Origin of the sequence: Streptomyces sp. NPDC086777 (assembly GCF_040702065.1) — a bacterium.
Classification (GTDB): Bacteria; Actinomycetota; Actinomycetes; order Streptomycetales; family Streptomycetaceae; genus Streptomyces.
Genome location: NZ_JBFBJI010000004.1, coordinates 349,232 through 360,013, shown reverse-complemented (window position 1 = coordinate 360,013; position 10,782 = coordinate 349,232). Strand labels below are relative to the sequence as shown.

The following is a 10,782-nucleotide window of genomic DNA, read 5'->3' as shown; positions in this document are numbered from 1 at the left end:
CACCTCGAGTGCAAGAGCCGGCACTCAGGGGCGAACAGCGGTCAGGAGTCCGTAACGGAGCTGCGGGACCTCGCAGAAGAACCACTCGCCCAGGTCGGCGGCCGTCTGCCAGTAGCGCGCCACCTCGCCGTCGGAATCGCGTGCGGCGTCCCGCCAGCCGCGGATCATGCTGTCGTAGCAGCGCCGGACGTTCTCGGTGATGTCGGTGTGGTCCACCACCTCCAGTCCGGCCTTCCGCAGCAGCTCGCCGTACCTGTCGTCGCTCAGCGAGAACTTGAAGTACGCGTACGCGTCGGCCATACGGGCCGCGTCCGGGCCGTTGAGCTCGCCCTCCAGGCCGTGTTCGGCGATGACCAGCCGTCCACCGGGGCGCAGGACACGTGCGATGTGTCCGAGGGCCGCCGCCTTGTCCTTCATGTGCATCAAGGACTCGATGGCGTACGCACCGTCGAACGTCTCGTCGGCGAAGGGGTTCTCCATGGCGTCGGCCAGCCGGAACGTGGCCCGTCCGGGAAGGTCCGCCGGCTGGGGGCGGCTGTTGGCCAGGTCCACCTGGTAGTCGCTGACGCTGATACCGGTGATCTGTACGGCGTGGTGGGCGATGATGCGCGCCGCGGTGCTCCCGTGGCCGCATCCCACATCGAGCAGGTGCTGGTCCTCGGCCGGGGTGAGACGTTCCGCGACAAGGTCTGTCAGCCGGTCGGTCGCCACCTGCATCGAGCTGTCGTCCGCCGCGTCGTCCCAGTAGCCGACGTGGATGTTGCCGCCGAGCGCACGGTCGTACACATCCGTGTGACGGTCGTAGAAGGTTCCCACTTCACCGGACGTGTGACGGTGCTGCGTCAGCATCGGAGGCCTTTCACGGTTCGTCGAGCCATCGGCCGGGCCGCGGATGGGGTCCCTCGGCCGGTGCGACCGGGCTTGCGGTGTTACGGGCGGTAAACGCGTCGATGATGGCAAGCGAGGCACATCGCAGGGGGTGCACGACCCCCGGCTTCACCTCTTCGGCCGTACAGGTATCACCCACCCGCCGGAACGGGGGTGCGCCCGGGCGGCCGTGGACCGGTGCCCCGGGGACGAGAGCCGCAACCGCACTCCGGGGACCGCCGCCGGTCGGGCAGCCGCCGCCTCGGAGTGCGGTTGCGGGATCAGCCGGCCCGGAGCCGGTCAGATACGCCCGAAGAACAGGCTGCCCGGCGCGTCCGGGTCGTTCGAGAGGAAGTGCTCACGGACGGCGCGGATGAACTCGTGGCGCGAGATCGCGCCGTCCCCGTCGGTGTCCAGCTTGGCGAACATGTCCATCGCGTCGGGCGCTTCGCTCTTCCACACGTCCCGCAGGAAGCGGGCGAACTCGTCCTTGCTGATCTCGTTGTCGCCGTTGACGTCGATGACGTCGAAGATCGCGTGGCCGCCGCCCTCGGTGACGTTGAGCCGGCTGGTGTCGATGACCGCGAGGCGGTTGGCCGTGACGAACTGGTCCTTCGTGAGCCGGTCCCCGTCCACGCCCGCGTGCCGCAGCAGCTCCAGCCAGTAGATCTGGCAGAAGGTCTGGAGAGCCCTGGCCCGGCGGTCGTTCTTGTCGAGCTTGTACGCCTGGATGTAGCGGTCGGCGAGCTTCTGGTAGTCCGTCCAGTCCAGGTAGCCGTCGTGGTTGGCGTCCATGGTCTCGAAGGTACGTTCGAGCTTGGTGGTGATGTGGTCCTGCACAGCGGCAGTCATACGTCCTCCTCGGGAGGCGTGGGGGGGTGTCACGGGAAACCATTCCTTGACCGGTTGTGGAGCGCACCTGCCGACGACCGCCCGCCCCGCCCTTTCATCCCTTCGGCTGATCCGCGTCCTTTCGAGGTGTGCGTCCGGCGCCGACCGACACGCGCGCAGAGGTGGCTCGTCGTGAGCGAGGCGCCTCTACTGTGGGACGGCTGATACCGCTCACGACCGAACAAAACGGAATCCGGCCGTGTGGTCCGCGGCTGTCACGGCAGGCGGGCGGAGTGGCTCGCCGGCGGATCGCGGGCGGATTCGCCGGACACGGTTCTGTCCGCGTCCAAGTCCTGAACTGGAGTGAACACGTGTTGAAACCGTCGGGTCCGACGCCACCCGCAGGCAGGTTCGTACTGATCACCGGGGCCTCCTCCGGCCTGGGGGAAGCCTGTGCACTCCATCTGTCCCGGGTCGGTTTCCACGTCGTCGCCGGGGTGCGCCGGCCCGCGGACGGAGAACGGCTGTGCAGGGCCGCCACCGGCCGGCTGACCCCGGTGATCATCGATGTGACGGACGAGAAGTCGGTCCAGGCGGCTGTGCACGAGGTTTCCGGGCTGACCGGCGACGCCGGGCTGTGGGGGCTGGTCAACAACGCGGGCATCGCGGTCACGGCTCCGCTGGAGTGCGTGCCGGCGGAGCTGATGCGCAGGCAGCTCGACATCAATGTGATCGGCCAGGTGCAGGTGATCCAGGGGTTCCTGCCGCTGCTGCGGGCCGGCGCCGGACGGATCGTCAACGTGTCCTCGGGCCTTGGGAACGTCGCTCTTCCCTACCTCGGAGCCTATGCAGCCTCCCAGTTCGCCAAGGAGGCACTCAGCGACACGCTTCGCCGCGAGCTCGCTCCACAGCGCATCCCGGTCGTGGTGATCCAGCCGGGCGCCGTCCTGACCCCGCTGTGGGGAAAGATGTCCGACACGGGCAACCGGGCGCTGGACAGCGCCCCGCAGCCGGTCCAGGAGCTCTACCGGGACTCGTTCCTCGGCTTCATGGAAGCCAACGAGACCTCCGCCCGGAGCAGCCGCACCACCCCGGACGACGTCGCCCGGGCGATCTTCCGCGCGCTGGTCGCGGCGCGTCCGAGGACCCGCTACACCGTCGGCCGGGACGCGACCGGCAGCCGCGTGCTGTCCAGGCTGCTGCCCGACCGTGCGCTGGACCGGGTCTTCGGCGGCACATCGGTGTGGACGAACCTCAGGAACTGAACGCGCTGTTCGCGGGACGTGCGACGCGCGCATGCGAGTGCGTCGCTGCCCTCACCGGTCAGGCGCTCCAGTGGTATGGCCCAGAAGCCGGCAGGAAACCAGGTGCGGGCGGGACACCTCGCCACGGTCGATAGCGGTGCGATCCGAGCCGCACGACCGCCGGCGCAAAAGCCATCTGCGCAGGTCAGTGAGAGCGCGAGTTCGATTCTCGTCAGCCGCTCCACCACGAACCCCCCGGCTGATGACGGCCGGGGGTTCGTGGTGACGCCCCGGCCGGGCCGCAGTCGCTCCGCCGAGGGGGCACCGGACGGACCTCGTGGTGGGTGTTCGGCAGTCGGCGCCCGTGGCCGGCACGGCCGTACCGCCAGGCGAGGGAATCGGCCGAAGTGAACCGCACGGGTTGGATTGCCGTCCCGGTGCTGGTACTGACTTTGTCATGGCCATGAATGTGATGGAGCTGCACAGCATCAATCCGTGGGAGGTGTCCTTCCTGCGCGAGGAGGTGGGCGGCTACTTCACCCACGGCATCGTGTGCACGCCGGGCGCGACGGTACTCGACGTGGGCGCCAACATCGGCGTGTTCTCGGCGACCGTGTACGAACGGCTGGACGGGGACGTGCGGATCTATGCCTTCGAGCCGTTGCCCCCACTCCACGCGACTCTCGAGCGCAACGCTCGCGACTTCTTCGACGGGCGCCTGACCGCGCTCCCTTACGGCTTGGCGTCTCGCGAGGACGAGCTCGATTTCAGCTACGTTCCGGCCGCCACGATCTTCTCTTCTTCCTCGCGAGATCAGGGGAACATCGAGGCTGAGCGGCGCCGGGTCACCGCCAGCATTGTCGAAATGATCAGTCAGGGCGGCCTGGGACCGGTCCTGCGCCGCGTGCCCCTGCCCATTCTCACTGTGCTCGTCGGCCGCAAGCTGCGGGTGATGCGGCGCCTTGAGACGCACCGGGTGAAGGTCCGGACCCTGTCATCGGCGCTCGACGAGCAGGGCATCGAACGCATCGACCTGCTCAAGATCGATGTGGAGGGCGCCGAACTCGAGGTACTCAGGGGCATCGAGGAACGGCACTGGCCGCTGGTCCGCCAGGCCGTGGTGGAGGTGGAGCACTGGCGGCAGAACCGCGAGGCGGTCTGCGCGATCCTCCTCACACACGGCCTCACAGTCAGCACCGAGCAGAACCCGGTCCAGCAGGCCGGCGACATCGGCATGGTGTTCGCGATCAGGCCCTGACCGCATGTGGCACCCGGCACCCGGTGGTCGACGCATGTGCCGTCTTCCCCGCCGGGCGGCCACTCACGGGGGGATCCACGCCGCTCCGGGAGGACCACGGCAGGAGCTCAGCCCACGGCACCCCCGAGCCACCCCAGTCCTTGTCATCGCCCGCAGCTGCGGCTCTCTCGCCCGGTTCCGCCGCGCGCGCCGCCTTGTCCGGGCGGCGAGCCGGTCTTGATGCCGCTCACGTCACGAGGGCCTCACCTCGGGGCAGGCGCCAGGTGATTTTTTGTCACACCTTGATCGGGTGCATCTCCTCACGTGGACTGCCGGCTGCGTGGTGATCCTATGATGGCCAAAAGTGTTGGCTTGAGGGGGAGTTGACGACAGTGTCACGAAGATCGCTTGCTTTCGTCGGGGTGGCCGCGCTGGTACCGCTGCTCGCTTCGGCCGCCTCCGCACAGGCGGCGTCGGGCTCGCTGACGGTCACCACGCTGGGGCGGCACGGCGCCAAGGTCTCGACGACCGTCACCGTCGTCGCCGTGTCGTCCGGTCAGACGTACACAGTCAAGTCGGGCAAGCGGATCAGCCTGCCGGCGGGGCGCTACCTCGCGATGACCGACATATACGAGAGCACTGCCGACGGTCTGGGCACCGACACCATCGGCGCGCAGGTCGTGACGGTGTCGGGCAGCAAGTCGGTGACGCTCGACGCGCGTAAGGGCAAGCCCGTCAAGGTGTCACTCGACACGCCTGCCGACGTGACCGGGCCGCCACGGATCAGCGCCCAGGTGTGTGCCGCCAACATGGACATGCCCTCCGCCTTCAGCGTGGGTGGCTGGAACGACGGGGGAGCCCTCTACGCCATCCCGAACTCCTCCAAGCTGCTCCAGTTCGGGTACCTCGCGCAGTGGTCCGGCAAGGACAGCTATGTCGTCGTGAAGAAGACCACGGGCATCCCGGCGGCGCCCGGCGGCTCGTTCAAGCGGTCGGGGCTTGCGACGATGCGCTTCTCGGTGCGCGCCGGAACGCAGATGGGTACTCAGGTCGACACCGCGCTCCAGACGGCGCCGAAGACCGATGACTGCACGACCGACCTGATGGCCCAGGTACGCGACGACAACGCCCCGTACAGCGCCACCGTCCATCTGACCCCCGGAACCTGGCAGCCGCGCGACGACATCTTCGGCAGCAACGGCGACGACGTCAGCGGCGGCTTTCCGAAGCTCAGGACCCTGAAGGCGGGACAGAGCCTCACCCAGTCCTTCGGCCGGGCCGCATGGGGCCCCATGCACAATCTGCCGCTGCTCGGGCAGAAGTCCGTCGCTTTCTCTCCGGACGCCATGATCGGCGACCTGGACATCGGCGGCGGCTGGGGGGACATCACGAAGGAGACGGTGGTCCTGTCCAAGGGAAGCACCACCGTCAAGAAGCAGACTCTGACCGACTGGCGCGTCGGGCCCGCCGAGTTCGACGCCCCTGTCCGCTCGGCCGGCTGGTACCGCCTGACCGTCGACGCCCACCGTTACCGCCCGGGCATCACCTTCCCGGCCGGCATGCTGTCGCCGCGGGCGACCCTCGACTGGCACTTCAAGGTGTCCGACCCGGCCAAGGCGATCGTCGCTCCCGTCTTCCTGACCCGCTTTCTGCCCACCGGGCTGAACAGCCACAACCAGGCCGCGCCGAACAGCACCACGACGGTCGACGTGAGTGCCGGGCGCGCCTCCCAGGGCCCCGACATCAAGCTCACCAAGGTGACCGCCAAGTCCGTCCGGGTCTGGTCGTCCGCCGACGGCGGCAAGACCTGGAAGGCGGCGACCGTCAAGCACTCCGGCTCGACCTGGCAGGCGACCGTCCACAACCCGGCGTCCGGCGCCGTCGCCCTGCGCTCCGAGGTGACGGACTCCGCCGGAGACAGCTCGGTGGAGACGGTGTACCGGGCGTACGCCATGGGCTGAGAGCGCGAGTTCCATTCTCGTCACCCGCTCCACAGAGAAGGCCCAGGTCGGTGACCTGGGCCTTTTTGCTGTTCATCGTGATCAGTCGTCGCGTGCCGATGCGTGGCAGAGCGTTGAGCGTCTGGATCGACGGCACCGTCCAGGTCACGCGCCGGCAGCGCCCGCAGACCGGACAGGCCTCCGCGATGCCTCCCGGTTGCCGCACAGGAGGCTCCCGGCCGGAGGAGTCCTGGGCCCTTCGCCCAGGCCCTGAGCGCGGTCGCGTCGGAGGTCGGCTCTACGATTGGCCGACCCGTGGCGCTCCGCGATCGGCGCTGAAATCGCTTGGGTGGTACGGGCATTCGCATATCTTGGGGGGATTCATCGAGTGAGACCTCGCGCTGTTCTGCCTGCCCTGACAGCCGGTGCGCTGCTGACAGCCGTACTGGCCCTTCCGGCAGCCGCCGCCGACTCCGCGACGTCCGCGTCGCACGAGTCGGTGTCGGGTGCCACCGCGAGCCCGTCCGTCGCCGTGAGCCCGGGCCCTTCGGACACACCGACGAGCTCCGCGGTCGCCACACCGCCCGACACCACCGGCCCGGTCCCGTCCGAGACCGCGACGTCCGCGCCGACCGACGGCAGCCCGGAGCCGCACCAGTTCGAGCTGTACGGAGTCGGCAACTCCTGGTCGGACCACTGGAAACTCTCGCTGTCCGTCTACAGCGACACCGGGACGGTCACGGGTATCACCGCCCGCTACCGGCCGCACGGGGCGCCCGCGGACGCGCCCTACGTCGCCACGACGTCGGACTTCGTGCCCAACCCCTACTACGGCGGCCAGGTTTCGGCCGACCGGCCCGTCCTTCCCGCCATGGGCGTCTACGACGTCTCCGTGACCGTGACGGACAGCTCGGGAGAGGTCGAAGACTTCCCCGACGTCGGCGAGTTCACCTACGCGGCGCAGGTGTCCGTCGGGAAGCTGGCGTCCGACCGGAGTTCCGTGGACTACGAGCACCGCTCGTACACCGTCTCCGCCCCGGTCACCGTCACCGACCCCAGCTCCGGCGCGGTACTCGACCCGGCCGGTGTGTCGGTCGCCCTTGCCGACCCGGAGGCCGCGGTGCCGTCGGAGACGGTCGCGGTCGCCACCGCGCGGGCGGACGGGCGGGTGGCCGCAACGGTCACGGTGAAGGACAGCGTCACCTACCGGACGGCCGGCGCCGACGGCACCGCCACCGCGGGATACCCGTACTTCCTCGACACCGGCGATCAGACCACGCTCACCGTGCCGGCGACGTCGGAGACCACCCGGATTCGCATCCTGAGCAAGACCGACGTCGACGTTCCCAAGGGCGGGCGCACCACGATCACCGGTGTGCTCGAACGGAAGGTCGGGTCCACGTGGACGGGCACGCCGGACCAGGAGATCTACACCATGGGGCCGACCGGCCTCTCCGCCACGGTCAAGACCAACGCCACCGGCACCTTCGCCGTCAGCACCGGCACCGCCGGTGCGTACTATTTCAACAACTACTGGGACTACGACCCCTTCCTCCTGAGCACCGACAGTGACGCGACACCGGTATATGTGCACGTCCCGGCGCCCAGCCGCGTCACCCCGTTCCACGTCAGCGAGGACGAGTACGGCGAGGCGGTGATCGACGGCCGTCTGGACCTGCACGGGGCGGAGTTCGCGAGCAACACGCACTCCATGACGATCCAGTACTCGTCCAACGGCAAGACGTGGCACACCGTCGGCAGCACCCGGATCGGCCGGTCGGGCCTCGCCGGCGATGAGTTCATGACCTACGCGACCTACGACGGCCAGGCGAACGGCTACTGGCGGGCGTACTTCCCGGGCACCCCGGACTACTCGCCCTCCTACAGCGCAGCGGTCAAGATCTACCGCACTCCCACCCGCGTCACCGGGGGCAGACCCAGCCACACCACGGTGCGCAAGAACACCTACGTGACCTTCGCCGGCCACCTGCAGCAGCGCAGCTCGTCCGGCACCTGGTCCGGCATCTCCCACACCTACGCGTACCTGGAGTTCCGGGCGGCGGGAAGCAAGACGTGGCACTACGTCACGCGCGTGAAGACCGACACCAAGGGCGCCTACCACCTGAGCGGCAAGGCGACTCACGGTGGCACCTGGACCGTCGTGTGGTTCACCTCCGACAGCCACCACATCGACTCCAACGGCCCCGAGACGTACGTCCACGTGCACTGACCTGTTCCTCGGGCCGAAGCCCGAGGAACAAGTCGGGTCATGACACCACCAGATCCCGGACCGCTCCAAGGCGGGAGCGGTCCGCGGGATCCGGCTTGGCCGAGGATTGCGCGTACGCCCGGATCGCCGTTCCCCGCGCCGGCGTGCGCGTCGGAGACCGGACAGCTCCCGCCGGTGTGCTCGCCCGACCGCCGGGCCTCGATCTGGCCGTAGCCATGTGCCCCGCAAGCGAGCCCATTCCGCCGGCTCTCGCTTCCGGACGCCGCCCGCCCGACAGCCGCTCAGGGGGCCGACCATCGATGGACGCAGGTGGCTGGCCCCATCCAAGGACCACCGGACCACCACCACGGTTGGAAAGCGGGCCGGCACCGGAGTTGGCCTTGTGACACACAAGTTGGCGGACCGTGGTGAGCTCGGGGTGTGGAGACCGTCATCGCCGGTGGCACAGCCGTCCTGGGGACCCTGCTTGGCTCCGGAATCACCCTGGCTTTCCAACGCCGCACCACCGACATGAGTCATCGGTTCGACCGGCGCGAGAACCTCCGGCAGGAACGACCCGATGCCTACTCCACCTGCGCAGGCGCTTTGGTGAACTGTGGAGACAGGGGACGCACAGATCTTCGGCGTTCGTGGAGGGCATCGCCCTGGCCCTACGCCGTGAACGAAGCCCGCCTCACCCGTCTCGCCGCCCGGCACGGTATGCGGTCCGTTCAGTACCGCATCAGCTCGTGCTGCCATTCGGCCTCGGGCTGGTGATGCAGTTCGAGATAGGCACGGGCGAGCACCGCCGGGTCGAAGCGCGCTTCGCCGCCGATGTCCCTCGTGATCGTGACGGTGGTCGCGTGGACGCCCGTGCCCGCGAGGTGATCGTGAAGCACCCGTACGTACGCGCGCAGCGCGGCCTTGCCGACGGACAGGGACGCGTGTTCCGCGGAGGGCGACAGGCCGTAGCCGCCGCCGGTGAACAGCAGGCTCCCGCGGCCGTCACGCAGCTCGGGCAGGACGGCGTCGGCCGCGACCCGGGCGCCCAGGACATTGACGGCCGCGACGTCGGCCCAGTCCTGGTCGTCCCCGCCCAGGGGCGAGTCCTTCCGCCGCACGCCGGCGTTGTAGACGAGCACGTCGGGGGCGCCCAGCTCGGTGACCGCCCGGTGGAGCGCGGCGCGCAGGCCGCCGGGATCGGCGGCGTCCGCGACGTACCCGCGAACTTCCTGGCCGGTGGGGGCGAGCCGGGCAGCGTAGGCGTCCAGCCCGGCCCGGTCGCGGGCGAGCATGGCGACCGGGTGCCCGGCCTCCGCGAAGGTGCGTGCGATCGCGAGGCCGAGACCGGGTCCGACCCCGACGATCACTGCGGTTCCCAGGGGCATGGTGGTCCTTTCGGCCGTGTATGTGCTGTTCATGGCCTCAAGGCAACCAGCGGTGCCCGTGGTGCGGCAGGACCTGCGGAAGGGGTACTGGCAGGCCCTCCTTACCTGCACCACCCGCGCTTACTGTGGACACATGGATCAGCGCAGCCAGATCCAGGAGTTCCTGGCCTCCCGCCGGGCACGGGTCAGCCCCCAGTCGGTGGGGCTGCCGGTGGCCGGGCGTAAACGCCGGGTGCCCGGACTGCGCCGTGAGGAGGTCGCCGCCCTGGCGGGGCTGAGCGTGGACTACTACATCCGGCTGGAGCGCGGCGCGCTCACCAACGCCTCCGACACCGTGCTGCAGGCCATCGCCCGCGCGCTGCGACTCGATGCCGCGGAACGGGCGCATCTGATCGATCTTGCCCGGGCCGGTCGGCCGTCCACCGAGTCCCGTGGCCGCCGGACCTCGCCCGCGGCGATCGCCCCGCAGGTACAGACGGTCCTCGACGCCCTCGTCGGCGTCCCCGCGCTGGTGCGCAGCCCCGCCCTCGACCTGGTCGCCACCAACTCCCTCGGCCGCGCCCTGTACAGCGTCGTCCACACCGGCGGGCGGACGGCTCCGAGCCTCGCCCGGTTCACGTTCCTCGACCCTCGTGCCCGGGGCTTCTGGCACGACTGGGACGAAGTGGCCGACGACCTCACCGCCCAGCTGCGCGCCGCTGCCGGCGCCAACCCCCTCGACCGCTCCCTCACCGACCTCGTCGGGGAGCTGTCCACCCGTAGCGACACCTTCCGCGAACGGTGGGCCCGCCACGACGTCCGCGCCCACGGCCGGGGCATCAAACGGTTCCGGCACCCGGTCGTGGGCGCGCTCGAACTGCGCTACGACCTCCTCCACCTGGCCGCCGAACCCGGCCTGACGATGATCACCTACACCGCTGAACCGGGCACCACCTCACATGACAGCCTGTCGCTCCTCGCCTCCTGGGCGGCCGGTCAGGACGACGGCGCGGAGCGGCACCGAGCCGCTCCCTGATGCCGTCGCCGATCCCTCGTCGAGCGAGGCAGGAGAACCATCCGCGGGTAT

8 protein-coding genes are annotated in these 10,782 nt (G+C 69.6%); 5 read left to right on the top strand and 3 right to left on the bottom strand.

Translation table 11 applies throughout. The annotated features are described in order from the left end of the window. Positions 1–24: 24 nt before the first annotated feature. A complete protein-coding gene (locus AB0472_RS08525) occupies positions 25–816 on the bottom strand; it encodes a methyltransferase domain-containing protein (RefSeq protein ID WP_366354554.1) in 792 nt (263 codons plus the stop codon). A gap of 351 nt (positions 817–1,167) precedes the next feature. Beyond that, complete coding sequence (locus AB0472_RS08520) at positions 1,168–1,719, bottom strand: EF-hand domain-containing protein (protein WP_366354552.1); 552 nt, start codon at positions 1,717–1,719, stop codon at positions 1,168–1,170. Between the two features lie 350 nt (positions 1,720–2,069). On the opposite strand from AB0472_RS08520, the gene AB0472_RS08515 reads away from it, so the two are divergent. The 4 genes from AB0472_RS08515 to AB0472_RS08500 all read left to right on the top strand — a co-directional run bounded on the left by AB0472_RS08515 (position 2,070) and on the right by AB0472_RS08500 (position 8,349). Continuing rightward, positions 2,070–2,963 (top strand): SDR family oxidoreductase, encoded by an 894-nt coding sequence (locus AB0472_RS08515; protein ID WP_366354550.1) that lies wholly within the window; start codon positions 2,070–2,072, stop codon positions 2,961–2,963. Positions 2,964–3,399: 436 nt separating this feature from the next. Then, positions 3,400–4,200: an FkbM family methyltransferase gene (locus AB0472_RS08510; protein ID WP_366354549.1), complete on the top strand. Its 801-nt coding sequence runs from the start codon at positions 3,400–3,402 to the stop codon at positions 4,198–4,200. Positions 4,201–4,601: 401 nt separating this feature from the next. Continuing rightward, positions 4,602–6,140, top strand: a complete 1,539-nt coding sequence (locus tag AB0472_RS08505) for a hypothetical protein (RefSeq protein WP_366354547.1) — start codon at positions 4,602–4,604, stop codon at positions 6,138–6,140. A 367-nt stretch (positions 6,141–6,507) separates the two neighbouring features. Further along, positions 6,508–8,349, top strand: coding sequence for a hypothetical protein (locus AB0472_RS08500; RefSeq protein ID WP_366354545.1), 1,842 nt, complete (start codon positions 6,508–6,510; stop codon positions 8,347–8,349). Between the two features lie 710 nt (positions 8,350–9,059). On the opposite strand, the gene AB0472_RS08495 is transcribed toward AB0472_RS08500, so the two are convergent. Then, positions 9,060–9,716 (bottom strand): SDR family NAD(P)-dependent oxidoreductase, encoded by a 657-nt coding sequence (locus tag AB0472_RS08495; RefSeq protein ID WP_366354544.1) that lies wholly within the window; start codon positions 9,714–9,716, stop codon positions 9,060–9,062. Between the two features lie 133 nt (positions 9,717–9,849). Here AB0472_RS08495 and AB0472_RS08490 point away from each other — a divergent pair, with 133 nt between their 5' ends. Next, on the top strand, positions 9,850–10,731 hold the full coding sequence (locus AB0472_RS08490) for a helix-turn-helix domain-containing protein (protein WP_366354542.1): 882 nt from the start codon (positions 9,850–9,852) through the stop codon (positions 10,729–10,731). The last annotated feature ends 51 nt before the right edge of the window (positions 10,732–10,782 follow it).

Coding starts and splice junctions, on each gene's coding strand:
- AB0472_RS08490 (WP_366354542.1), top strand. CDS start 9,850: ATGGATCAGCGCAGCCAGATCCAGGAGTTCCTGGCCTCCCGCCGGGCA.
- AB0472_RS08510 (WP_366354549.1), top strand. CDS start 3,400: ATGGCCATGAATGTGATGGAGCTGCACAGCATCAATCCGTGGGAGGTG.
- AB0472_RS08495 (WP_366354544.1), bottom strand. CDS start 9,716: ATGCCCCTGGGAACCGCAGTGATCGTCGGGGTCGGACCCGGTCTCGGC.
- AB0472_RS08520 (WP_366354552.1), bottom strand. CDS start 1,719: ATGACTGCCGCTGTGCAGGACCACATCACCACCAAGCTCGAACGTACC.